Genomic DNA, 24626 nt, shown 5'->3' on the forward strand with positions numbered 1-24626 from the left:
ACGACAAAAGCCTCTTCCGAGTGAATGGGAGCATGACATGTCCCTTTTTACACAGGAGAGGCTTTTTGGTGTTTAGAGTTCTAATTATACGATCCTTTTGCGCAGCCAGCCGGAAATCAGATCCGTCAAAATGATCAGGACCACAATGCCGAGCAAAATAACGCCTACACGGTTCCAGTTGCGCATTTGGAGTGCAAATAGTAGCGGAGTACCGATACCACCTGCACCGACCAGACCGAGCGTGGTAGCGGAACGGATATTAATTTCAAAACGGTAAAGCGAATACGAAAGAAACTGTGGAATCACCTGCGGTAGCACGGCAAAGAAGATCACCTGCCAACGATTGGCGCCGCACGCGATCAAAGCTTCCTGGGGCCCGTGATCGACGCTTTCGATCGTTTCCGAGAAAAGCTTCGCCAGCATGCCGATGGAGTGAATGCCAAGGGCGAGAACACCCGCAAACGAGCCGGGTCCTACGGCTTTGATAAACAAGATGGCGACGATCATTTCGGGAAATACCCGGATGACACTAAGCACAAATTTCCCGCTACCCGATAAGGTACGCAGACGGGTCATATTGCTGGACGCCCAAAAGGCGAACGGAAGGCAGACAAATGCGGATACGAAGGTTCCGAGCACTGAAATGACCAGCGTATCCAGCAACCCGCGCAGCAAATCCTCTCCCTCAGGGATGTAGACGAATGACCAGTCGGGATGAAGGAAGCCGTCCAATATAGCGACAGAGACACTTTTGGCCGTCCCCTGTAATCCTTCAAACTGCATCCCGCGAAAAGCCCAAATATAAATGATGATTAGCAGAATAGCTATCGCCCATATGCGCAGGCGGGAGCCAATAGGTCTGCGAAGCGTAGGATCATTCATAATAATTTCCTCCGTAGCAGGTTACTGCCGTAATCAATCGCAAGGACGATGACGAGGGTCAGTAGAATAATGATGCTTGCCCGATCATATCGGAACAGCCCAAGGGAACGGTCAAGCAACAGACCGATACCGCCAGCGCCGACCAGGCCCAGAACGGAAGCCGCGCGCACATTAACCTCAAAGGTATACAGCAAGTACGACACAAAATAAGGAAGAGCCTGCGGAACCACACCAAAGGCGATGACCTGAATGCGGCTCGCGCCAACAGCGGTCATGGCTTCCAGCGGCCCGGGATCAATGGCTTCAATCGCCTCAAAGGTCAGCTTGGCTATGATGCCAAAGGAGAAGAAGAGCAGGGCGAGCATACCTGCAAACGGCCCGATGCCGAACACCGCCACAAAGATCGAAGCAAACAGCAAATCGGGAATCGTCCGTACTAGATTCAGGATCGTGCGCATCGGCAGCGAAATCAGCTTGCGCGGCATCACATTATAGGCACACAGCAACGCGACAGGGATCGCCAATATGGCTCCCAGTGTCGTGCCGACAATGGCGATCTGGATCGTTTCCAGCATCGGTTTCCAGATGGTAGGCAAGTAGCTCCAGTCGGGTGGAAACATTTCGCCCAACAATTTGCCCATCTCCGGCAAGCCGACGATCAATTGGTAAGGTGTGGCATCCGTATGAATGGAGCAGGCTATCAGCACCACGATAAAAATCATCCAGGTGGCATAACGCTTGTAACGTCCTGGCAAAGGTGGCCCTGCGGGCGGCTTACTTGGCTGCGGCGGTCCAGCATGCGGTGACGGTTGCGTCGAAGAGAGCGGCTGGGCAGTAGAGTCGGGCTTCATGATCCCACTCCCAGCAGCTCATCATGCTTGATGGCCCGGCCGTAGATCTCCGCAAAGGCCTCATCCGTAGCCTCCTCCGGTGTGCCGTCAAAGACCACTTCTCCGGCGCGCAATCCGATGATCCGCGTTGCATATTCGCGCGCGAGATCAATGAAATGCAGATTGACGATGGTCGTAATCTGCATTTCACGGTTGATGCGCTGGAGGTCATCCATTACCTGGCGGGTGGTCAGCGGATCCAGCGATGCGACAGGTTCGTCCGCCAGAATGATTTTAGCCTCCTGCGCCAGAGCACGGGCGATGGATACGCGCTGCTGTTGGCCACCGGACAGCTCATCTGCCCGGCTGTAGGCTTTTTCGCGGATGTTCACGCGCTCCAGCGCCGTTAGTGCCAGTTCGATATCTTCCTTCGGAAAGAGGCCGAGAATGGTTCGTAGCGTTGAATGATAGCCGACGCGGCCGGAAAGTACATTGCGGAGCACCGTCGAACGCTTAACCAGATTGAAGCTTTGAAAGATCATGCCGATATCACGGCGAATACGCCGTAGCTCGCTGCTTCCAGCAGACGTGACAGACCTGCCACCCACGACAATGTCGCCGGACGTAATGTCATGCAGTCGGTTAATGGAACGCAGCAGGGTAGACTTACCTGCGCCGGATAAGCCGACAATGACGACCATTTCTCCCTCCTGAATCGTCAAATTAATATTGTTCAACCCTTTGGTGCCATTCGGGTATGTTTTCGATACGTTACGGAATTCGATCATATGCTCCCAACTTTCTCCCCCGATGGGGTGGAATGAAAACAACACCGCCATGAATACATGGACGGTGCTGCCCTGTCATTCGTAAAGCCTGTTTCGTAGCTGTTACTTCATTAAAGTACCTTGTTTGTTCCGATTACTTAACCGCTTGACCAACGGCTTCGGCGTATTCACGCACGGAGTCGAAGTTTTTATCGTCGCCCTTTTCATAACCTACATGGGTGTAAATCTCTTTAATGATTTCGCCGCCTGCAGGATCTTTGGCGATGTCAATAAAGGCTTGGCTGATCTTGTCTCTCCACGCTTGATCCATATCAGAACGTACGCTGACGGTATCATTTGGAATTTTAGCTGTGTAATGAATGACGCGAGTTTTTTCAAATACATCCGGGATTTCCTTCTTCACCGTGTTACGTGCATCCTGGAAAACAGCTACCGCATCAACTTGACCGTTCAGCAATGCCAGAATAGCAGCATCGTGGCCTTTGATTGTCACACCCTGCACGTCCGTGTCCGGGTCCACGCCAGCTTTTTTTAGCTCTGCTGCAGGGTACACGTAGCCTGCGGAGGAGGTTACATTTTGCCAGCCAACCTTCTTGCCTTTCAGATCAGCTAGACTTTGAATCGTAGAATCCTTTCTCACCACGATCATTGATCTATAAAAGTTTACTTTTTCAGTCGTATCCTTGCCTGTGGCATCTTCGATGCCGTAGCGTTGAGCTTGCAGCAGCAAATCGGCTGCTTTACGATTATCGTGAGCCAATACATAAGCATTTGGCGGAAGGAAACCTACATCTACTTGCTTGGAAGACATGGCTTCTACAATTGTATTGTAGTCAGGAGATACCGTTACTTTCACCGGGATTCCAAGCTTGTCACCCAGCAGCTTTTCGAGCGGTTTGGCTTTGGCTTCGAGCGTATCTGCATTTTGAGAAGGGACGAACTGTACCTTTAACTCCTTAGGAACATAGGCTGTGCTTTCGCTTTTTGTACCATCTGTACCTGGAGTGGACGCGCTGTTGTTATTGCTTGCATTGGAGCCACAAGCGGCTAGACCCGCTGCCAGTGTGAAGGTCATGCACAAGGTCAGTGCTTTTTTGAACAAAATAATTTCCCCCTAAACATAGTGATAACGATAATAAAAAACCTGTAAATGCTGTGACAAACCAAATCTTAACAGCTAGTCCCGCAGCTAGGGTAAAAATTACTCCTGACTTTGGTAAAAATGATGTAAAATTTATCGTATGCTAGAAACTGCATTCTAGATTTATACAAATTGCTTTTTTTAACATTCTCTTAACAGTGCTCTGTTAGACTTGTTCAAGCTCTATGACCGAAGCTGAGGGAGAGAACAAGATTGGATATTTTGGATATTAACGAAAAGGCAGGCCAGGAAAATGTAGGTCCTGTGAGGGTGAAGTTCCGCATTATGGTTACAACCGATTTGCATGTCAGCTTGTGGAATTACGATTATTATACGGATCAGGAGACGCTGCATTATGGTCTGGCGCAAACAGCCAGCTTGATTCAAATAGCCCGGGCGGAGGTACCCAATCATCTGCTGCTGGATAACGGAGATGTCATTCAGGGGAATCCAATGGGAGATTATGCTGTACAGCGAATCCAACAGGACCCAAGCGCGGTGCATCCCGCCTATAAAGCCATGAATCTGCTTGGGTATGAGGCAGGCAATATCGGGAATCATGAATTTAACTACGGACTGGAATACTTGCAGACTTGCCTTCGAGGAGCGCAATTTCCTTATGTGAATGCCAACATTTATATAGCGGGAGAACAAGAACGAAATTACTTTAAACCTTATCTATTGCTGGATAAGACGGTAGAGGATGAAGCAGGTGGTAAGCATCTGTTGAAGGTGGGGGTCATCGGCTTTGTCCCTCCGCAAATTATGCAATGGGACAAGGCGTGGCTGGAGGGGAAAATCATTGTCAAAGATATACTGGAAACGGCAAGACGTTTTATTCCAGAAATGAAGGCGGCGGGAGCCGATCTCATCATTGCTATGCCCCATGCAGGCTTTGAGGATATTCCCGAAACGCTTGATATGGAAAATGCAGTGTTGCATCTGAGCAGGGTGGAAGGGATCGATGCCATTGTGTTTGGTCATGCACATAAAGTATTTCCCGGACCTTCGTTTATGGGGAAAACAGGTGTTGATGTTGAGCGAGGTACCATCTACGATATCCCAGCAGTGGAGCCGGGCTTTTGGGGGGATCATCTGGGTATCATTGATCTGGAGATGACCTTTAGTGGAGGGAAGTGGCAAGTGGCTGCATCTGCTGCCGAGGTACGCCCGGTGTATGATCCGATACACAAGGAGGCGCTGGTACAACCGGATACTGCCATTCAGCTGGCGGTAGCAGAAGAGCACGCCGGAACACTGGAGTATATTCGTGCACCTGTAGGCCAGACGACGGTGGCGGTGAACAGCTTTTTTGCTCAGGTGATGGATGATGCTTCGGTTCAGCTCGTGAATGATGCGCAAATGTGGTATGTGAAGCAGCAGATGCAAGGGAGCGAGTACGAAGGATTGCCCGTTCTGTCGGCAGCAGCTCCTTTTAAAACAGGCGGCAGATATGGCCCATCGTACTATACCCATATTCCGGCGGGGACGTTGGCGATCAAGCATATCGCCGATCTGTACAATTTTCCGAATACGCTGCATGTCGTTCGACTGACCGGAACGGAAATTCGGGAATGGCTGGAGTGGTCTGCTGGACAATTCCAGCAAATCGATCCTTCAGCAGAACAAGAGCAAGAGCTGATTAATTCTGATTTTCCAAGCTTTAATTTCGATATCATCGACGGCATCAGGTATCAGATTGATGTAACACAGCCAGCCAGATATGATGCTGACGGGGGCCTAAAGGACCCAGATGCACACAGAATCATTCAGATGGCTTTTGATGGCGAACCGATGGATATGCAGCGAAATTATCTGGTTGTTACGAATAACTATCGCGCGTTTTCCTCTACGCTAGTCAATCCGGGTGGAGAGCGAATTATACTTGCTTCACCGGATGAGAACCGTCATGTGCTGACTGAATACGTGCGGCATATGAAGACGTTGACGCCAAAAGCTGATGGCCATTGGTCCCTCGCCCCATGGTCAGGGTGTCCGCATGTGACCTTCCTGACCTCACCGCAAGCAACGGATGCCGCTAATGCCTATTCAGAGTTGATTTATGAAGGGTTAACGGTAGAGGGATACGCTAAGTTTGCCATCGATTTCGGACGTTCACGGTAGAACTGCTAACTTGTTTTTGTCCTATAAGTCCACAGCATCAAAATAATAGAAAAAGACTGTCCCACAGAGGACGGTCTTTTTTCATAAAACAGTTTTAAAATCGTACAAAATTCGTGATTTTATATGTCCTGAGTCGTGTTTAAAGTTATTGACCTCTCGTATAAATAGACATATACTTTGATTAAACAAATTTTGGTTTAAAAGGTAATGAAAAAGTCACCATCATTCGTTTGAGGGGGTGTCCCTTTGGAAAAAAACACCACGATCCGCGCAAAAATAGAAAAGTATATTCAAAGTGAAGGCATTTCAATGCAATGTTTCGCAGATGCTTCCAAGGTAAATCCGGGTACACTTAGCGGTATACTTAATCGAAATCCACCACGGCCTATCTCAGTCAATCAGCTTGATCTGATTACCGAGGCCATGGGATTGAAAGAAGGATCTTTGTTCGAGATGTATGTGGATGAATGTTTTATTCATTCCTTACCACACTGGAGGAGGTTGCGTCCTTTTCTCCTACGGTGCTCAGAGTTGAACAAGCTGGAGTGTATACGCAGTGTACTTGGCTATTTGATGGACGATTTATCGAACGTTCCTGCTATTTTTGAGACCGCAGAAGCGATGTTTGAGGATGGCAGACATGAAGCTTCCATGCTTCTGTATGATTGTGTCATCGAGAGTGAGAAGTATACCCACTCTGAACGATTGGCGATCAGCTATTTCCGTATATTCCAGATCCAGATTAAGGATAACACACGGAACTTGAAAGCTGCTGTACAATTCCATTTGTATCGTAGTCGTCTACCGGAAATTTACGCACTGGAAGGCTTACATATGCTATCTCAAGTGTTTGCTTTAAAAATGCAATGGTCCGAGATGGAAATGTATGCGGACGAGCTAAGAGAGCTGGCGCAGGCATTGTATCGCAATCGGAACCGTTTTGGAGATGAGCACCTGGAGCTGCTTAAGCCGCTCGTTTATTACTATGCTCAGGGGCATCTGCTCAAGGCCAGCTGCTATGAGTTTCAGGGCAGATATGAGGAATCCAAGCAATGGATTGAGGGTTATGCAGATTTGAGCTGGTTTGAGGGTTTAGACGAAGAAGGCTGGAAAGTGGTCAACCTACATCGTGTATATGCACGGGGTAACCGACTTTGTATTGAAATTAAAATGGGCAACACTTCTGCAATCTATGAATACATTACTTACCTGCGTGAGCATCCGGATGAGACACTGGAAGGCTTAAACACCTTGCTCGAATCGGCGAACCGGTTCGGTTATTTCGTGGATGCCGAACTGGGATTGTTTGGTCAGCAACTCAAGAGCTTCTGGGAGCTTGCACCGGAACGATGGGACACTCATTATCGTAAGCACTTTAATGCATTTCGCTTTGCATCCTTTTGTAAGGTGTTTGCAGAATATTATTTCCGAAAAGGCGATTACCCCGAGGGAGTGGGACAAACACTGCATTGCTTGCAACTGTCTGTCGATAATAGCTATACCGAACATATCATTGGTTGTATGGCTTTATTTGAGCAGCACCGGAATTTTGCTACACCGGAACAGCAGCAGTTGTATCAGAGTCTGTGCTTGGGCGTACGTGCAAATGAAAAGAATCATGCCTATGATCACAGTACTGGTGGGTATTTATAATTCTAAATTCCATTCGAATTCTTCATATAACACGTTATTGCGAGGATGTTCCCGTTTCAAAAGGGGATGTTCTCGTTTTTAAGCTGCTGCTGTCGCTTGTGACTTTTAGCATAGAGAGTACCGTTTTGCGCGTTGACAAGTTTCGCAAGCGGGATTAGGATAAATGCAGCACAGAAAGTGAAGGAGAGCATGAACAAATGACGATTCCCAAAACATTAACGATAGCCGGCTCCGACACAAGCGGTGGAGCGGGTATTCAGGCAGACCTGAAAACCTTTCAGGAGCTTGGTGTATATGGTATGACCGTATTGACAACCGTAGTAGCGATGGGTCCTAAAACCTGGGACCATCTTGTATATCCTGTTGCGTTGGATGTGGTAGAAGCGCAGCTGCGTACTGTATTGGAAGGTATCGGTTTTGATGCGATGAAAACCGGTATGCTTGGTTCCGTTGAAATTATCGAGCTGGTAGCCAGCCATTTGAAAAAGCATGATCTGAAGCGGATCGTAATTGACCCGGTCATGGTCTGCAAAGGCACGGATGAAGTGCTCCAGCCAGAAAATACAGAGGCGATGCTGGACTTATTGATTCCTGGCGCTGACCTGGTAACACCGAACTTGTTCGAGGCTTCGCAACTGGCGAAGAATGGACCGATCACGACACTGGAGCAGATGCAGGAAGCAGCTGCGATTATTCATGAGCGTGGGGCTAAGCATGTACTGATCAAGGACCGTGGCAAAATTCGCGCAGGTAAAGCGATGGATCTGCTATATGACGGAATCACTTTTGACTGGTTTGAAGCCGATGTTGTAAAAACAAACTTTACCCACGGTGCAGGCTGCACCACTTCGGCAGCGGTAACGGCTGGTTTGGCTCAAGGGCTGACTGTACGTGAAGCAGTGGATCAGGCCAAGAGATTCATTACACAGGCCATTGAAGGTAGCTTCAAGCTGAATGAATTCGTCGGTCCGACTTTGCATGCGGCACATCGTTTGCAAAATCAATAAAGCATAAAGGTCTGCGATCTTAGAAAGACTTATAAATCTCCATCAGGCTGAATATATATTAGATTGTTTTAGACCATGACTTTTTTGATATATAGAGTTAGATGAGGCTCAAGAGCCGTAATACATGGTATTGCGGCTCTTGAGGTTGTATTTTTTTGGAATTATAGCTTCCAGTTTGGTCTAATCGTACTGTATAATAGGCATCAGATTTATTACATTTAAGGAGGAACCGAAGCAATGACCTTATTCAGCCAAATGGCTTACAGCCGACCAGAGCAACCTGTAATTGAACAGCGGTTTAAAACGCTGTTGCAGCAGTTTCGTGAAGCGGACAGCGTAGAACGTCAAAATGAAGTGATTCATGCAATTAACAAGCTGCGCAGTAACGTGGAAACGCAATTGCAATTGGTGGAAGTTCGGCACTCCATTAATACGGAGGACGCCTTTTACAAAGCGGAGCAAGAGTACGCTGATGATTTCATGCCGGTTATTCAGGAGTATGTAACCGATTACTACCGGGCATTGGTGGATTCTCCATTCCGAACCGAGTTGGAGAGTCAATGGGGCAGCCAGCTTTTCAGTATTGCCGAGGTAGCACTCAAGTCGTTCCATCCGGATATTATTGAGGATTTGCAGCAGGAAAATAAGCTGACCTCGGAATATGCTCAATTGATTGCTTCAGCGAAGATCCCGTTCGAGGGAGAAGAACGCACATTGTCGCAGCTCCTGCCTTTTGAAATGGCTACCAACCGGGAGACGCGCAAACAGGCCTCCGAGGCTAAATATCAATTTATGAGTGAGCATGAGGACGAGCTGGACCGGATCTATGATGAACTGGTGAAGGTACGCACGCGCATGGCACACAAGCTGGGCTATGACAACTTCGTAGAATTGGGCTATGCTCGCTTGGGACGTACAGATTACAATGCCAAAATGGTAGCTAATTTCCGCGAGCAGGTGCTAAAGCACATCGTTCCTCTGGCAACCAAGCTGAAGGAACGCCAGCGCGAACGGATCGGAGTAGATCAGCTTCGCTATTATGACGAGGGCTTCAACTTCCTGTCAGGCAATCCTACGCCTAAAGGTGACCCGGAGTGGATCATTCGCAATGGAGCACGTATGTATGAGGAACTTTCAGCGGAAACACATGAATTTTTCAGCTTTATGATTGAACGTGGATTGATGGATTTGATCAGCAAAAAGGGAAAACAAAGTGGAGGCTATTGTACATTTTTGAGCGAATATGGCACGCCGTTTATTTTCTCCAATTTCAATGGTACATCCGGTGATATCGACGTTTTGACGCATGAAGCAGGTCATGCCTTCCAGGTCTATGAAAGCCGACATTTTGAAATTCCCGAGTACCATTGGCCAACGATGGAGGCGGCTGAGATCCACTCTATGAGCATGGAGTTTTTCGCATGGCCTTGGATGAATCTGTTCTTCGAGGAAGATACGGACAAATATAACTTTGAACATCTATCCTCATCGTTGCTGTTCGTGCCTTACGGCGTAGCCGTGGACGAATTCCAGCATGCCGTATATGAACATCCAGACTGGACCCCCGCCGAACGTAAAAGCGCATGGCGCTCCATTGAACGTAAGTATAAACCGCATCTGGATTATGAAGGCAACGAGTATCTGGAGCAGGGCGGGTTTTGGCACAAACAGGGTCATATTTTTCAATCCCCGTTCTACTATATTGACTATACACTCGCGCAACTGTGCGCGTTCCAATTTTGGAAACGCATGAGTATCGACCGGACAGCTGCGTGGGAAGATTATTTGAAGCTATGCCGTGCCGGGGGAAGTCGATCTTTTACCGGATTGGTTGAGTTGGCTGGACTAATCTCGCCGTTCCAAGATGGCTGTATCGCCTCTGTAATCGGAGAAATCGAAGCATGGCTGAACAGTGTGGATGATAAAAAGCTGTAAGCATAATTAAAAAGGGCATTTCGCTTACCTGTCAAAGCTAAAAGCTTGCAGATCGCGGAATGCCCTTTTGTGTAAAGGAAACTTCAATTAATGTTTGGTATTAAGCGGTTTGAGATTGGCTTCAATAGATGCGCGGCGCGATTCCAAAAATGGCGGTAACGCCAGCGATTCACCCAGAAACTCTAGTTCTTCATCCGTATCAAAGCCGGGCCCATCGGTTGCCAATTCAAACAGAATGCCGTTCGGCTCACGGAAATACAATGAACGGAAGTAAAAGCGATCTACAAAGCCGGAATTGGAAATTTGCAGCTGCCCAATACGGTCTACCCACTGTTTGAGCTCCTCCTCAGTTTCAACACGGAAGGCTACGTGATGCACACTGCCGCGTCCTGGTCGTTCTTGTGGCAGATCGTTGCGCTCTTCCAGATGCACTTCAGTTCCTGTACCGCCTTCACCCGTTTCATAGATGACCACATCCGGTTGTCCGGTAACTGGGGAAGGGTAAGAGCCTTTTTTGCGGAAGCCCATAACCTGTTCAAGAATGAGAATGGTATTCTCCGCTTTAGGAATGGTCAGATGAACCGGCCCAAGTCCTACAATGCCGTACTCGGCAGGGACAGGGCTTTTCTCCCAAGGCGTGCCGCCGCGCACTCCGTTTTCATGCTCATCTGAAACGAGGAAGAAGCGTTGTCCTTCAAAATCCTCAAACGAAAGTGCCAGGCGTCCTGCTTGATCCGTAATTTCGCCATGTTTTACATCCAGCTGCTCGAAGCGGTTTTTCCAGTAATCCAGTGCCTTGTCGTTCGGTACCCGTAGGGAGAGTGCTGAAATGCTGTTATTTCCTGTACGAGTTTGTCCCGCATGTGGAATTTCAAAGAAAGTGACTTCCGTACCCGCAGTTCCACGCTCATCTCCGTAAAAAAGGTGATACACACTAACATCATCTTGGTTCACCGTTTTCTTGATCAGCCGAAGTCCCATTACCTGAGTATAAAAATCAACATTTTTAGCCGCTGCCGCTGTAATCGCCGAAACGTGATGCAATCCTAATAGTTTCATGTCATTATCCTCCTTGGTTTTTATATGATTAGGTTTTTCTAAACAAAATAAACAGTCGAAAAACTTTTCTTTATATTTATTATCTTGATATTAAGATATATTATTTTTGATTGTTTGTCAACTTAAATTACGGTCTTGCTTCAAAGACGGACAAAACTAGAAATTCGAATTAGTGCAAAAGCAGATACAATAAAGCTCAATATAGCCCAAAGTAGATAGAATGAATTTTATTATAAAAGGAGTGTACTCGATGTATACGGATAAGGATTTAACGATTAGGCCTGTTACAGAAGAAGATCTGCCGGCTCTTTGGACGTTAACTTTTAAGGAAGAAGCACCGGAATGGAAGCAGTGGGATGCACCCTACTATGAACATAAGCCACTTTCTTTTGATGATTATTTAAAAGAGAAGGAAAAGCGAATCGGACAAGATAACTTTTGGATCATTGAAGTGGAAGGCAAGGTCATTGGATCAGTGAGCTATTATTGGGAGCATCAGCCTTCACAATGGCTTGAAATGGGGATAGGTATTTATGATTCGCAGTATTGGAGTGGCGGGTATGGTACGAGGGCACTTCGACTGTGGATCACGCATTTGTTTAATACATTACCTCTAGTAAGAGTAGGTTTTACAACCTGGTCAGGAAACCACCGGATGATGAAGGTTGGGGAGAAGCTGGGCATGACCCTAGAAGCCAGGCTTCGAAAGTGCAGATATTATAATGGAGAGTATTATGATTCGATCCGAATGGGGCTTTTACGGGAAGAGTGGGAAATGTAGTTGTTCATACAAAGATACCTTTCTAAGCATAAAAAGATGACCTCTGAATTGATCAGGAGTCATCTTTTTATTATTCCTACTGGCATTTTGGACTCTCTCGGTAAATCTACTCTGATTCTCGAAGTCGTTCCACAATACTTTGTTTGTCGTTCATAGAATAGACTGCTACTGGAATAAGTATCCCCAGCAATAACAGTAAAGGCAATGAGGCTAGAAGTGGCCAGATTATAAAGTGATAGCTCAAAAACCACATCATACTGCTTAGGGGTTTCACAATTGAAATAGAGAATATGATCCCTAATAAAATGGAGAATAGGGCGGTGCCGAGAACATAATATAGCCCTTCATAGATCAGCATACCCCGCAATTGCTTTTTGGTCATGCCGATACTTTGCAGCATGGCAAACTCCTGACGCCGTGTCAATATACTCGTCAGAATTGCGTTTACAAAGTTGAGGATACCAATTAAGCCGATAATCAGACTGAGCGTGCCACCGATCATCATGATGGTGTTTTGCATACCGGAAAACTCATTCATTGAAGTGAATTTGGATGTGTAATTCATTACCGGCTCTGTAGTTTCGGTGTAACTTTTTAAAAAGCTCTCCATGGCCTCTTCCTGATCAGGGGATACATTAAAGGCGTAGCTCATCACAGCAGGCTGCTCCGCAAGCGGCTTGTAAATATTCGCCGGAAGATAGAAGTTATACTTACTTGAACGGCGATCAGAATTGGTACTATATTTAATTGCAACATGACCAAGCACTGTGAATGCATGCGTAGTATACTCTCTATCCAGCGGAGCTTCTGCTGCTCCCATATAACTGTGAAGCGTGACCTTTTCACCCACCTTATATAGAGCTTCTTCCATATAGGGGATGTCATGGTCATCTAAATCTACCCCTTCCAATATATACTTACCGGAAGCCAGCTTTTCAAAATCAAGCTCACCGTCTAGTAATCGCAACCGGTGCAGTGGTAAATCTTCCAGCCCATATACTGCCGCAATGAAGTTGCCGCGAGAATCAGTCTCATCGTCCTCATTGGTGTATTTTCCATTCTCGACAGTAAGCACTAATCTGCCGCCGTACAAGCGACCGCCCTCTTCAAAGCCGGGCTGTGTCTGTACAGCCTGAATAAAACTCTCGGAGGTCTCATTTTTAGGGCCGCTAAAATAGGGACGATGAAAATATTCAGCATGAGCAATGAGAAAGTCAGTGTCATTGGATTTGGATACAAACTTATCCATATCAATGCTCTGAGACAGGGTGAACGCCGTGTTAAGAAGTACAAGGCTTAACGAAAGACTGATGACTACCAACACGGTACGCTTTGTATTGCGCCCCAAGTTGGAGCGAGCCATGTGGATCATTTTAGCGCCTTTAGTGGATTTTTTCAGCTTACGGCCACCCTTGGTATTTCCGTCTGTGTATCTTACTGCCTCAACTGGCGAAACAGCTGCCGCAATTCTGCCTGGCTTGAAAGTGCTGATTATTACGGTAATGAGCGCGAACAAAGCCGATCCTATAAAAATCCATGGGTTGGGAGATACCGATACCTCGGTACCAGCAAAAACAGTGTGGTTTATAAGAAGTGGTATAAGTGCTTTACCGACAAAAAAACCTGCTATTAACCCAAACGGGATTCCTATCCCTGAAAGAACTAACGCCTGTCTGCGAATGATCCGGCGGATCTGCTTGCCGCTTGTGCCGATCGTCTTTAAAAGACCATAAAAACGAATATCTCGCATCACCGATATTTGAAAAATGTTATAGATGATCAAATAGCCGGTAAATACGATCAGTATCAGGGCGGAAGTAAGTGCCATGATTGTTCCCGCATCCATACTAAAATTGGTCGAGATGTATGACCAATTTACATTATTCGCGATATAGTTCGGTGCATCTTCGTCAAGCGAATACCCGCTTTCGGTAATCACTTTACTGAGCTTTCCCCGCAAATCAAGGCTATTGTCGAACATCATATATGCACTAATGGTTCCTGTATAGAAATGATCTTTTTTATAGGTGCTTTGTAATTCCTTGGCATGAGCATCGACATAGGATCTGGAGGCCAATATTTGTCCTGCGTTAAACACAGGATCGCTTTTCCACCAGCCGGAGAGGATAAAATCACGCTCTACTTCTTTACCTCGTATGTCAAGCTTTAGCCTCAAAGGTGCTCCAACCTCCAGTGGAACACCCAATAGCTGCAACGTCTTGGAGTCTGCGATCACTTCATTTTCCGCCGCAGGCTTGTGCCCCTCTTTAAGCTCAATAAAACCAAGCTTCATCCCTACATCATCGTAATACCAGAACTCTGTGTGGCGTTTTAGAAATTTATCGTTCATAACTCCGTCGCTTAATATACGGTTATAAGCTATTTCCTTGATCAACGGATGATCCTTGACATGACTAAATTCGTCATCCGTTATATATTTAAGTACGGCATGTCCATCTCCACCGACCTGTCGCATGGTCGCCCGTTGTAAGTTTTCCCCAGCGCCAATCCCCATAGTGAACAGTGTTGTAAATAGCAATGAGGTTAGTGCTATGGCAACAATAGCAAAGAGGTTACGGGCTTTGTTTACTTTGAAGCTCTTATCTGCCAGCTTGCGGATTACTTTTTTGTTCTTTACCTTGATCATTTACCTTCACCGCCAACTATTTTACCGTCTTCAATTCGGATGATCCGGTCTGCCATTTGCGCAATTTCCTCGTTGTGGGTGATCATCACTATCGTTTGGCGGAACTGCTGGCTGGATACTTTGATCAATCCCATCACATCCAGACTGGTTTTACTGTCCAGATTTCCGGTGGGTTCATCTGCCAAGATAATGGCGGGCTTGGCTGCCAGTGCTCTGGCGATAGCTACACGTTGCTGTTGTCCACCGGAAAGATTGTTTGGCAGGTTATTCAACTTTTGGTCAAGACCCAAGGTATGTACAATTTTATCTATGTGGGTTTTGTCTGGCTCTTTACCATCCAGTTCAATAGGGAGTACAATATTCTCATAGACATTTAAAACGGGCACCAGGTTGTAATTTTGAAAAACAAAGCCAATCTTTCGTCTGCGAAAAATAGTCAATTCTTCGTCCTTCAGTGTAAAAATATCCTTGCCGTCAATCGTAACGTTTCCACTGGTTGGACGATCAAGTCCACCCAGCATATGCAGAAGGGTAGATTTGCCGCTCCCGGACGTACCGACAATGGCCACAAACTCTCCGCTTTCCACCTCCAGGTTCACACCGTCTAAAGCATGAACAGTATGATCCCCGTTACCATAATACTTTTTCAACTCCTGTGTTTTTAATAGAGCCATATACGTTCTCCTTCACAAAAAAATGTCTGGATCGTAGTCATCTACAGTACAGACACTAACACACTAATCTTTCTACAATCTTTCTGGAATCTAACGGTATTGAAAGAATTAAGTATCCATAGAAAGGAAAATAGAAAAGGTGGAGCCACTGCCGTAGCGTGACCGTACCTTGATGTAACCACCCTCCGCAGCGATGATTTCTCTAGCTAAAAACAGGCCAATACCTACACCCTCCTGCGTGTTTACAGTAGGGGAGCGATAGAAGCGGGTAAAGATCTTCTCTTGTTCATCTTCTGCAATCCCTATGCCGTTGTCGGTAATATCAATTCGGCAAAACAAATCGTATGCCATTACTTTTATATTCATGCTTCCGCCTGTCTCTGTATATTTTATGGCGTTATCCATAATGTTATAGACAGCTTCACTCGTCCACTTTAGGTCAAAATAAGCATGGATAACTGTGTCCTCCATAACAACTGTTATCCCTTTGGCATCTGCTTTTGGCATCATTTGCTCCAGTGCAGCACCAAGGAGCTTTTGAACAGATTCCCGCCTTGGCGATACCGTGATAATCCCCGTTTCAAGTTGTGATGTTTTCAACAATGACTGGATCAGGAAGTTAAGCTTTTCAGCCTGTGCAGATAGAGCTTTCACACAAGTGGAGGTATCCTGTGATAGTTCGTATTCGCTAAGTAGTTGGGAATAAAGCAGGATGTTGGCCAATGGTGTTTTCGTTTGGTGTGAAATGTCGGAAATCAGCTCATTTATTTTATTCTTTTCGGCAAGCAGATTTTTGGAGGACACGGAACAAATGGAAAGAAATCGCGCAAATTTAGCTTCTATTGCAGAGAGAACGGATTCATCAAAGACATCCTCCGAGAAGCTGCCATTTATCGCGGCATCCAGCATGTTCTCAATAGTTTTCATTGTTTTATGGATACTCCTGCGATAAAGCATAATAGCACATACAGCGGTGCATACAGCAACAACGGCAATTCCAATACATATATAGAGGAGTGTTGTCATTTCAACGCCCATGTGTAGCCCAGCCCATAAACCGTCTTAATGTATCGAGGAGAAGAGGGGGAATCCTCTAATTTATCCCGCAGCCTTTTTACTGTAACAGACAATGCGTTTTCACCTACATACTCAGCTCCATCAGTCCAGATGCTATCTATCAAATGATCGCGTGAAACGGTGTTGCCTCGATTATCGACTAGGATACGCAACAATTTTTGCTCCGTTTTACTTAGTTCAATGGGCGTACCCTTCTTAAGAAATTCCATCCTCTCGAATGAAAAGGAAAAATTGTCTAGCTGAATGGAGTCTGCAAGCGAGTATCTGGATTTCTTTAGCTGAACGCCAACTCTTGCTCTCAGTACCATAAGACTGAAAGGTTTGGTGATATAATCGTCAGCACCCAGCTCAAAACCAGTGACGACATCTGTTTCCATATCATTCGCAGTCAGAACGATGACGGGTATAGTTGTTTTTTTTCGTATATGGGTTAACAGGTCGAGTCCACTTCCATCCGGCAAATTTACATCAAGAATCACTAGGCCAAAGGCAGTAACGTTCAAATGTTCTTTTGCAGTAGCTATGTCATACGTTTGCGTAAATACGTTGTTAGGTTCTTTAAGGGCAAGAACAATACCGTTACTCAAGGCGATATCGTCCTCGATGATTAATATGTGATTCATCATTCTCCTCCTATTTTTTACTAACCAAAGTCAATGAACTCGGTTTCCAGAACTGCTCACCATAAACATAAAAAAGGGCTCCCCAAACTCTCTATTTCCAGTTTACCGGATTTTACTCTTATTTGCTCCCAGGGTTGTCCAGGTGGGATGTTGAGAAAATTCTCAGCAGCTTTTTTGTCCTGAATTTAAAACCTCATCACATTGACAGATACAATATCACTGATATAATTTATCCTAGTTGTTTTGATAATGATTATCATTATTGGAGGGGAGGACAGGGCCGAAGCTTGGTACAGGTTATTGGACAGGCTCCCTTAGTTAGAAATGAAATTGCGCTATTTAATATTGGCTTTTCTCGTACTGGCCTTCGCCTCGGTGTTTATCGGTGTTCATGATGTAACTCCACTTGATTTGTTCCACTTAACCAACGATCAGGCGCAGGTACTCCTGATTAGCAGATTCCCACGTTTGATCAGCATCATTATCGCAGGGGCGAGTATGAGTATCTGCGGGCTGATCATGCAGCAGCTTACCCGGAACCGGTTTGTATCTCCCACCACTGCGGGGACGATGGATGCGGCACGATTAGGTGTGCTGATGGCTATTATGGTGTTTGGAGCGGCAGGATTTTGGACGAAGATGCTGACGGCTTTTGGATTTGCTCTAGGGGGAACACTGATTTTTATGAAAATACTGGATAAAATCCGTTTCAAGGACCCGGTATTTATCCCGCTGGTCGGTTTGATGTTTGGAGGCATCTTAAATTCGGTAACAACCTTTTTTGCTTACAAATACAATCTGATCCAGGACATTTCTTCGTGGATGCAGGGGGATTTTTCTCTAATCATGAGTGGCCGCTATGAGATGCTGTATCTTAGTGTTCCTTTGGTCGCGTTGGCGTACATATATGCGAATCGTTTTACAATTGCAGGCATGGGTGAGGATTTTGCAGCCAATTTGGGAGTTAATTACAAGCGCACCGTCAATGTCGGGTTAGTGATCGTGGCTTTGGTTTCCTCTGTTGTCATCTTAACGGTGGGGACAATTCCCTTTTTGGGGCTGGTTGTACCTAATCTCGTCAGTATGTATATGGGGGATAATCTGAAAAAAAGCCTGGCCCATACAGCGATCTTGGGTGCCGTTTTTGTGCTGTTTTGCGATATTTTGGGACGGGTGATCATTTATCCGTATGAAATTTCTGTAGGGCTTACGGTGGGTGTGATCGGGAGCGCGTTGTTCTTGTATTTGCTGCTGAGGAGAAGGGCTTATGAATCCTAAATTAAAAATCGGCATATTAGCCGCTGCCGCGCTTGTGTTGATTGCTGCTTTCGTGTTTATAGATCTTCCGCATACCTGGCATTACGCGCTGCCACGACGATTGAAAAAGATCGCAGCTTTCATTCTGACAGGTGGCTCCATTGCTTTTGCAACCGTTATTTTCCAGACGGTTACGAATAATAAGATTTTGACTCCGGGTATTATCGGCCTGGATTCGCTGTATATGCTGATTCAGACGACGATTATTTTTGCATTTGGTTCCGTACCCTTCATTTCGACCAGCAAAGAATTGAACTTTTTGCTGTCAGTGGGGCTGATGGTGCTGTTCGCAGGACTGCTATACAAATTAATTTTCCGCAAAGATGGACGCGGGATTTATGTACTTTTGCTGATTGGTCTGGTGTTCGGCACGCTGTTTAACAGTTTATCTACCTTTATGGAGGTACTGATTGATCCGAACGAATTTGCGAAAATCCAGGACAAGAGCTTTGCTAGCTTCAGTAATGTAAATACCGAGCTATTGTGGCTTTCTGTATTCATTCTTGTTCTCGTATTCGCTTATGCGTGGAGATTCATCAAGTATCTGGACGTGCTGTCGCTCGGACGGGAGCATGCGATTAACCTGGGTCTTCCTTATGGTTTTATCATTAAAAGGCTGCTGGTAATCGTAGCGATTCTCATTTCCATTTCTACAGCGCTTGTCGGGCCGATTACGTTTCTCGGATTAATTGTGGCCAATGTGGCTTATCAGGTGATGAAAACCTATCAGCATCGTTATATTATTCCGGCCTCTATCTGTGTCAGCGTCATTGCGTTGGCAGGATGCCAACTGCTGGCAGAAAGAGTATTTGACTTATCGACAACGGTCAGCGTCATTATTAACTTTATCGGGGGGGTGTACTTCCTGTACCTTTTGCTGCGGGAGAATAAATCATGGTAGAAGTCAAAAACGTATCCAAACGCTACGGGAATAAAAATGTGGTGGATCAGGTATCCGTCACTGTACCTAAAGGTACGATTACCTCCTTTATTGGACCTAATGGCGCTGGAAAAAGCACCTTGTTGTCGATGATCAGTCGCCTGACTGACAGTGATGAGGGAGAAATCCTCATTGACGGGCAGGCCGTGAGTCTGACGAAAAGTGAGGAGCTAGCCCGGAAGATATCTATTTTAAAACAGACGAACGATGTCAATATCCGCTTAACCGTGAAGGAGCTGGTTAGCTTCGGCCGTTTTCCGTATTCCAAGGGCAGATTGAACAGCGAGGATCGCAAAATGGTGGAGCAGTCTATGGCTTACATGGGACTGGAGGATATGAAAGACAAGCATATTGATTTGCTCAGTGGGGGACAGCGACAGCGGGCTTTTATTGCCATGATTTTGGCTCAGGACACAGAATACATCCTGCTGGATGAGCCGCTGAACAATCTGGATATGAAGCATTCGGTTCAGATTATGAAGACGTTGCGCGGTTTGGTGGATGATCTGGGCAAAACGATTCTGGTTGTGCTCCACGATATTAATTTTGCATCCTGCTATTCAGACTATATTGTAGGGATGAAGGATGGAAGGTTGCTAAAACAAGGAACGGCTGACGAGATGATTGATAGTCAGGTATTAAAGGATTTGTACGATATGGATATTCCGATTCAACAGATCGGTGATCAAAAAATTTGCGTTTATTTCACTTAGGGGGAATGTTAAATGAAGAAAAATATGATGTTTTTAACGCTGATGCTTGCATTGGTACTGATTGTGTCGGCCTGTGGCAAAGCAGCTCCGGCAACACCGGAAGCGACTGGAAACGGCTCCTCTGCTGCAACAACGGAATCCAAAACCATCTCGGTCAAACACGCACTGGATGAAAACCCGGTCCAAGTCAAAGTTAATCCAAAAAATGTCGTTGTCTTTGATTTTGGTTCATTGGATACGCTGGATAAGCTGGGTGTTGACGTTGCGGCAGTAGCGCAGCAGGATCTTCCTACGTATTTGAGCAAATATAAAGATTCCAAATATGCAAGCGCGGGCACGCTGTTTGAACCGGATTACGAGAAAATCAGTGATCTGTCTCCTGAACTGATCATCATCGGCGGCAGACAAGCTGATGCATATAAAGAGTTGAGTAAAATTGCACCGACCATTTCGATGGCTGTAGACACCAAGGATTATATCCATTCCTTTAAGAAAAACGTTGAAACATTGGGTCAAATCTTCGATAAAGAGGATGCTGCCAAGCAGGAGCTGGCTGCGATTGATAGCTCCATCAAGGCCGTACATGACAAGGCTGTAGCGAGCAAAGCTAAAGGACTGATTGTGCTGACGAATGAAGGAAGCCTGAGCGCATATGGCTCACAGTCCCGCTTCGGTATCATTCATGATGCTTTTGGCGTAACCCCTGTAGATCCTGACATTAAAGTATCCACGCATGGGCAAAAGGTTTCTTTTGAATATGTACAGCAAAAAAATCCGGATTATATTTTTGTCGTTGACCGTGGAGCTGTGGTGGTCGAAGAAGGCAAGGAACAGGTTACAGGCAAACAAACCATTGAGAATGAACTGGTGAAAAAAACCAATGCATTTAAAAACGGTCATATTGTATACCTTGATCCTAACTACTGGTATCTGTCAGGTAATGGTCTGGAATCCGTATCTGAAATGATTAAGGAAATGGATGCTGCACTGTAATGAATACATTCACATCATGGAGGACTGTGTAGGATGAAAGGTCATGTAGATGAAATTTCATTAGATGGGTATCTTGTGCACGTCTATACACCTCCCGTCTCCGTGAGTCATAATGAGCTGTATCCTGTGCTGTATGTGCAGGATGGCAGCTCTTTATTTCTAAGCGGGTTGGATGAGCTGGAAAGAGGTTTTTCTACGGGAGAGTTGCCCCGTGTCGTGCTGGTAGGTGTACAGCCCGTAAATCGGCTGGATGATTATACGCCTTGGAAGGCAGCTGCTTTAGTAGAAGGAAGACCTGCTTTTGGTGGTGAGGGAGATGCCTATCTGGCGTTTGTGGTTACAAAAGTAATGCCGTACGTCGAGGGGAGATATCCGGTAAAAACCGGACCGGAGCATACGGGAATCATCGGCGCCTCATTGGGCGGATTAATTTCCATGTATGCCGTCTTCAAGTATAAGGACGTATTCGGTCGCATCGGTTCCATCTCAGGCTCGTATTGGTATCCGGGTATGATTGATTATATGCAATCTGCATCTTGTGCAACTGTGAGGGATGGGACACATCGCTTTTATATATCTGTTGGGGCCCGTGAAGGTGAAGGGAAGACGAATGTACAAAAAGATATGGTTCCGCTGACTCTTCAGGCCCACGAGGTGCTGCGGACACAGGGACTGGATGCAAAAGATGTGCTTCTTGAGCTGGATCAGGATGCGGTGCATCGTGTGGATTGTTTTCAACGTCAATTTCCTAAGGCTGTCCAATGGCTGTTCGGATAGCATGAATGGAATACGAATCTCATACAACAACCTCAAAGGATTGGAGAGCGTGGAGTCTCTATGTCTTTGGGGTTGTTTTTTTTGTATATTTTTTTCGTATAATAGAATCAATTTCATAATACCTTCAGTAGCTTTAATAAAGAGTACATATAGATCAAAATGGTTTAATTTGTCTATATGTAGTATACACTTCGTTGGTTTAATCATTTATGAAATTGATTCAATAGAGGAATATTAAAAATTTAAAGTTATACGTTGTTGGAAGTGAGGGGAACATAAATGAAAAAAAACCGCCTGGGATCATCAGATTTGCTGGTAGGTGAGATTGGTTTGGGATGTATGTCGGTCGGTACGGATGAGCAGCAAGGTGTTTACTTGATTCATGAAGCGCTAGACAGGGGCGTAAACCTGTTGGATACGGCAGATTTGTACCAGCACGGGCGCAATGAAGAAATTGTGGGTGCAGCGATCCGTGGACGGCGACAGGAGGTCATCCTGGCGACCAAGGTTGGCAATCGGCGTCTACCGGGGCAGGAGGGCTGGGGATGGGACCCATCCAAGAAATATATTCTGTCTGCTGTTAAAGAGAGCCTGCGCCGCCTTGGAACGGACTACATCGACCTGTATCAGTTGCACGGAGGGACGATTGACGATCCGATGGACGAAACTATAGAGGCTTTTGAGCAGCTACAGCGGGAGGGCGCCATCCGTTATTATGGTATTTCCTCGATTCGCCCTCATGTCATCCGTGAATATGTGGAACGATCGAATATCGTTAGTGTTATGAATCAGTATAGTTTACTGGATCGGCGTGCAGAGGAAGAGGTACTGCCTTTGCTTCAGGAGCGGGGAATTAGCGTGATTGCACGTGGGCCTGTGGCTAGCGGCGTATTGGCTGACAAAGGAGAAGGAAAGGTAGCCAAGGGGTATCTGGACTACGAAGAAGCAGAGCTGCTGGACGTACGTAAGCAATTAAAGGCTTTTGCAGGATCAGAGCGTAGTATGGGGCAGACAGCTATTCGTTATAGCTTGTCACATCCGACTGTTGCTACTGTGATCCCGGGTGCAAGCTCTTTGGGACAATTGGAGCATAATATTTCTGCGGCGGATATTGCACCGCTAACTCAACAAGAGCGGCAGACACTACAGCAAATCAGCCGAGCCAATCGTTATGATGCGCAATACCGCTAATCCGAGCAACAATAATAGGACAAGTGCTCAAACATGTACCTATCCCAGTTGCAATTTATAAAAGAATCATTACAATATAGGAATAAGCCTCGGTTTATAATTCATATGTGAATATGGAGACGTTATAAATACACTCTAGGAGGGACCAACGAATGGAACGCATCGAATCTCAGCAGCAATATCAGGATTTAATTAACGGTGACGGTCTGACTGTCGTGAAATTTGATACAACCTGGTGTCCGGATTGCAAGACACTGGATAAATTTATGGACGGCATTATTGAGGAAAACGCGGATAAGCGCTTCTTTGCCCTTGATGCGGAGAAATTCCAGCCGATTGCAGAAGAAAATCAAGTGCGCGGCATTCCGAGTCTGCTCGTGTTCCGTAATGGCGAAAAAATTGCTCATTTGCACAGCAAATACGCTAAAACGCCAGCTCAAATCTCGGAATATTTGACTACGCTGGAATCCAAACAATAATCAGAACGCATGATAGGGATAGTTCAGTACGATCTATCCTTTCTGCAAAATAAAAAAAGGGATATCCAAGGCTGATCATTCAGACCCTATGGATATCCCTTTTTTTATTTATTGGTACCAAACGATGGCTTATAAAATAATGAAAAAGAACACAGCCGCCAGCACAAAGCGGTAAATGGCGAATGTAGTCAGGCTCAAGCGTTTGAGCAGACCGAGGAATGTTTTGATCGCCAGCATCCCGACGATAAAGGCAGTAATAAAGCCGGCCGCGAACACTGGGAAATCACTCATAGACAGATGATCCATACTTTTGATCATATCAATACCCGATGCACCCAGCATGACCGGAACAGATACGAGGAATGTAAATTCCGCGGCTGCGGTATGGCTTACACGTGCGAATAGGCCCCCAGACATGGTTGAGCCTGAACGGGAGAAACCTGGCCATAGGGCTAGGACTTGGAACAACCCGATCGTAAAAGCCTGTTTGTACGTGATCTCATCCAACGTATGTGATCTAATGGGCGGATGGAATTTCTCAGCCGCAATCATCAACAGGCCTCCGATGACCAAACTGTAGAGAACCGTTTCAGGACCAAACAGGTATTGCTTGATTACATCACGGAACAGTACGCCAATCAAGCCTGCAGGGATCATGGCTAAAATAATATGTAACAGGTTTAGACGTGGCTGGCTCGAGATTTTGCGTCTAAAATCAAATAGGCTCAGAAATCTGCGCCAGTATAATACGACGACCGCCAGCACAGCACCTAATTGCACGATAACCTCAAACGTTTTGACCGTATCATTCTCTGTGTTTAATCCTAGAAGATCAGCCGTGAGGATCATGTGACCCGTCGAAGAGACCGGCAAAAACTCTGTCAGTCCTTCAATAATTCCCATAATAATAGAAGATAAAATATCCACTTTACTAGCTCCTCCTTACACGCGTGCAGGGCAAACGACCTAAGCCGTTTGCCCTGGGAATATGTCAT

General features: G+C 45.9%; 22 protein-coding genes. 12 read left to right on the forward strand and 10 right to left on the reverse strand.

Features of this window, described 5'->3' with window-relative positions; genetic code table 11:
- Nucleotides 1-84: 84 nt before the first annotated feature.
- The 4 genes from phnE (ACQW03_RS15200) to ACQW03_RS15215 form a co-directional block, all read right to left on the reverse strand.
- The gene (phnE, locus tag ACQW03_RS15200) at nucleotides 85-882 is read right to left on the reverse strand and encodes a phosphonate ABC transporter, permease protein PhnE (RefSeq protein ID WP_441950413.1); all 798 of its coding nucleotides are present in this window, start codon (nucleotides 880-882) and stop codon (nucleotides 85-87) included.
- A complete protein-coding gene (gene phnE, locus ACQW03_RS15205; protein WP_441950415.1) occupies nucleotides 879-1733 on the reverse strand; it encodes a phosphonate ABC transporter, permease protein PhnE in 855 nt (284 codons plus the stop codon). Before phnE (ACQW03_RS15205) ends, phnE (ACQW03_RS15200) begins: the two co-directional genes overlap by 4 nt.
- Nucleotides 1730-2500: a phosphonate ABC transporter ATP-binding protein gene (phnC, locus tag ACQW03_RS15210; protein ID WP_023990372.1), complete on the reverse strand. Its 771-nt coding sequence runs from the start codon at nucleotides 2498-2500 to the stop codon at nucleotides 1730-1732. The genes phnE (ACQW03_RS15205) and phnC overlap by 4 nt, the downstream gene beginning before the upstream one ends.
- A gap of 133 nt (nucleotides 2501-2633) precedes the next feature.
- Nucleotides 2634-3602, reverse strand: coding sequence for a phosphate/phosphite/phosphonate ABC transporter substrate-binding protein (locus ACQW03_RS15215; RefSeq protein WP_104495605.1), 969 nt, complete (start codon nucleotides 3600-3602; stop codon nucleotides 2634-2636).
- Nucleotides 3603-3854: 252 nt separating this feature from the next.
- Here ACQW03_RS15215 and ACQW03_RS15220 point away from each other — a divergent pair, with 252 nt between their 5' ends.
- The 4 genes from ACQW03_RS15220 (at nucleotide 3855) to ACQW03_RS15235 (ending at nucleotide 10360) form a co-directional block, all read left to right on the forward strand.
- The gene (locus ACQW03_RS15220) at nucleotides 3855-5765 is read left to right on the forward strand and encodes a bifunctional 2',3'-cyclic-nucleotide 2'-phosphodiesterase/3'-nucleotidase (RefSeq protein WP_441950417.1); all 1911 of its coding nucleotides are present in this window, start codon (nucleotides 3855-3857) and stop codon (nucleotides 5763-5765) included.
- 246 nt (nucleotides 5766-6011) lie between these two features.
- Nucleotides 6012-7418 carry a DNA-binding protein gene (locus ACQW03_RS15225; RefSeq protein ID WP_441950419.1) on the forward strand — a complete coding sequence of 469 codons (1407 nt, stop codon included), beginning with the start codon at nucleotides 6012-6014 and terminating at the stop codon, nucleotides 7416-7418.
- A 197-nt stretch (nucleotides 7419-7615) separates the two neighbouring features.
- Nucleotides 7616-8425: a bifunctional hydroxymethylpyrimidine kinase/phosphomethylpyrimidine kinase gene (gene thiD, locus ACQW03_RS15230; RefSeq protein ID WP_071643059.1), complete on the forward strand. Its 810-nt coding sequence runs from the start codon at nucleotides 7616-7618 to the stop codon at nucleotides 8423-8425.
- A gap of 237 nt (nucleotides 8426-8662) precedes the next feature.
- Complete coding sequence (locus ACQW03_RS15235; RefSeq protein ID WP_441950422.1) at nucleotides 8663-10360, forward strand: M3 family oligoendopeptidase; 1698 nt, start codon at nucleotides 8663-8665, stop codon at nucleotides 10358-10360.
- Between the two features lie 87 nt (nucleotides 10361-10447).
- Here ACQW03_RS15235 and ACQW03_RS15240 read toward each other — a convergent pair whose 3' ends face one another.
- Nucleotides 10448-11419: a ring-cleaving dioxygenase gene (locus tag ACQW03_RS15240; protein WP_441950424.1), complete on the reverse strand. Its 972-nt coding sequence runs from the start codon at nucleotides 11417-11419 to the stop codon at nucleotides 10448-10450.
- A 250-nt stretch (nucleotides 11420-11669) separates the two neighbouring features.
- Here ACQW03_RS15240 and ACQW03_RS15245 point away from each other — a divergent pair, with 250 nt between their 5' ends.
- Nucleotides 11670-12200, forward strand: coding sequence for a GNAT family N-acetyltransferase (locus tag ACQW03_RS15245; RefSeq protein ID WP_441950426.1), 531 nt, complete (start codon nucleotides 11670-11672; stop codon nucleotides 12198-12200).
- Nucleotides 12201-12306: 106 nt separating this feature from the next.
- Here the strand turns inward: ACQW03_RS15245 and ACQW03_RS15250 are convergent, their stop codons facing one another.
- The 4 genes from ACQW03_RS15250 to ACQW03_RS15265 all read right to left on the reverse strand — a co-directional run bounded on the left by ACQW03_RS15250 (nucleotide 12307) and on the right by ACQW03_RS15265 (nucleotide 17221).
- Nucleotides 12307-14847 carry an ABC transporter permease gene (locus ACQW03_RS15250; RefSeq protein ID WP_441950428.1) on the reverse strand — a complete coding sequence of 847 codons (2541 nt, stop codon included), beginning with the start codon at nucleotides 14845-14847 and terminating at the stop codon, nucleotides 12307-12309.
- Nucleotides 14844-15521, reverse strand: a complete 678-nt coding sequence (locus ACQW03_RS15255) for an ABC transporter ATP-binding protein (RefSeq protein ID WP_076294313.1) — start codon at nucleotides 15519-15521, stop codon at nucleotides 14844-14846. Before ACQW03_RS15255 ends, ACQW03_RS15250 begins: the two co-directional genes overlap by 4 nt.
- Nucleotides 15522-15629: 108 nt before the next feature.
- Nucleotides 15630-16547, reverse strand: coding sequence for a sensor histidine kinase (locus ACQW03_RS15260; RefSeq protein ID WP_076294341.1), 918 nt, complete (start codon nucleotides 16545-16547; stop codon nucleotides 15630-15632).
- Entirely contained in the window at nucleotides 16544-17221 is a 678-nt protein-coding gene (locus tag ACQW03_RS15265) for a response regulator transcription factor (RefSeq protein WP_071643048.1), read from the reverse strand. The genes ACQW03_RS15260 and ACQW03_RS15265 overlap by 4 nt, the downstream gene beginning before the upstream one ends.
- A 324-nt stretch (nucleotides 17222-17545) precedes the next feature.
- Here ACQW03_RS15265 and ACQW03_RS15270 point away from each other — a divergent pair, with 324 nt between their 5' ends.
- The 7 genes from ACQW03_RS15270 (at nucleotide 17546) to ACQW03_RS15300 (ending at nucleotide 23631) form a co-directional block, all read left to right on the forward strand.
- A complete protein-coding gene (locus ACQW03_RS15270; protein WP_441950431.1) occupies nucleotides 17546-18499 on the forward strand; it encodes an ABC transporter permease in 954 nt (317 codons plus the stop codon).
- Nucleotides 18489-19439: an iron chelate uptake ABC transporter family permease subunit gene (locus ACQW03_RS15275; protein WP_013312013.1), complete on the forward strand. Its 951-nt coding sequence runs from the start codon at nucleotides 18489-18491 to the stop codon at nucleotides 19437-19439. Before ACQW03_RS15270 ends, ACQW03_RS15275 begins: the two co-directional genes overlap by 11 nt.
- Nucleotides 19433-20191 (forward strand): iron ABC transporter ATP-binding protein, encoded by a 759-nt coding sequence (locus ACQW03_RS15280; RefSeq protein ID WP_441950434.1) that lies wholly within the window; start codon nucleotides 19433-19435, stop codon nucleotides 20189-20191. Before ACQW03_RS15275 ends, ACQW03_RS15280 begins: the two co-directional genes overlap by 7 nt.
- A gap of 12 nt (nucleotides 20192-20203) precedes the next feature.
- A complete protein-coding gene (locus tag ACQW03_RS15285) occupies nucleotides 20204-21184 on the forward strand; it encodes a siderophore ABC transporter substrate-binding protein (RefSeq protein WP_441950436.1) in 981 nt (326 codons plus the stop codon).
- Nucleotides 21185-21217: 33 nt separating this feature from the next.
- A complete protein-coding gene (locus tag ACQW03_RS15290; RefSeq protein WP_441950438.1) occupies nucleotides 21218-21961 on the forward strand; it encodes an alpha/beta hydrolase in 744 nt (247 codons plus the stop codon).
- Between the two features lie 279 nt (nucleotides 21962-22240).
- Nucleotides 22241-23152, forward strand: a complete 912-nt coding sequence (locus ACQW03_RS15295; RefSeq protein ID WP_441950440.1) for an aldo/keto reductase — start codon at nucleotides 22241-22243, stop codon at nucleotides 23150-23152.
- Nucleotides 23153-23304: 152 nt separating this feature from the next.
- Nucleotides 23305-23631: a thioredoxin family protein gene (locus ACQW03_RS15300; RefSeq protein ID WP_013312008.1), complete on the forward strand. Its 327-nt coding sequence runs from the start codon at nucleotides 23305-23307 to the stop codon at nucleotides 23629-23631.
- A 129-nt stretch (nucleotides 23632-23760) separates the two neighbouring features.
- Here ACQW03_RS15300 and bacA read toward each other — a convergent pair whose 3' ends face one another.
- Nucleotides 23761-24558 carry an undecaprenyl-diphosphate phosphatase gene (gene bacA, locus ACQW03_RS15305; RefSeq protein ID WP_013312007.1) on the reverse strand — a complete coding sequence of 266 codons (798 nt, stop codon included), beginning with the start codon at nucleotides 24556-24558 and terminating at the stop codon, nucleotides 23761-23763.
- Nucleotides 24559-24626: the final 68 nt, after the last annotated feature.

This window comes from Paenibacillus sp. DRB1-1, from assembly GCF_052119485.1.
GTDB lineage: Bacteria > Bacillota > Bacilli > Paenibacillales > Paenibacillaceae > Paenibacillus > Paenibacillus polymyxa_B.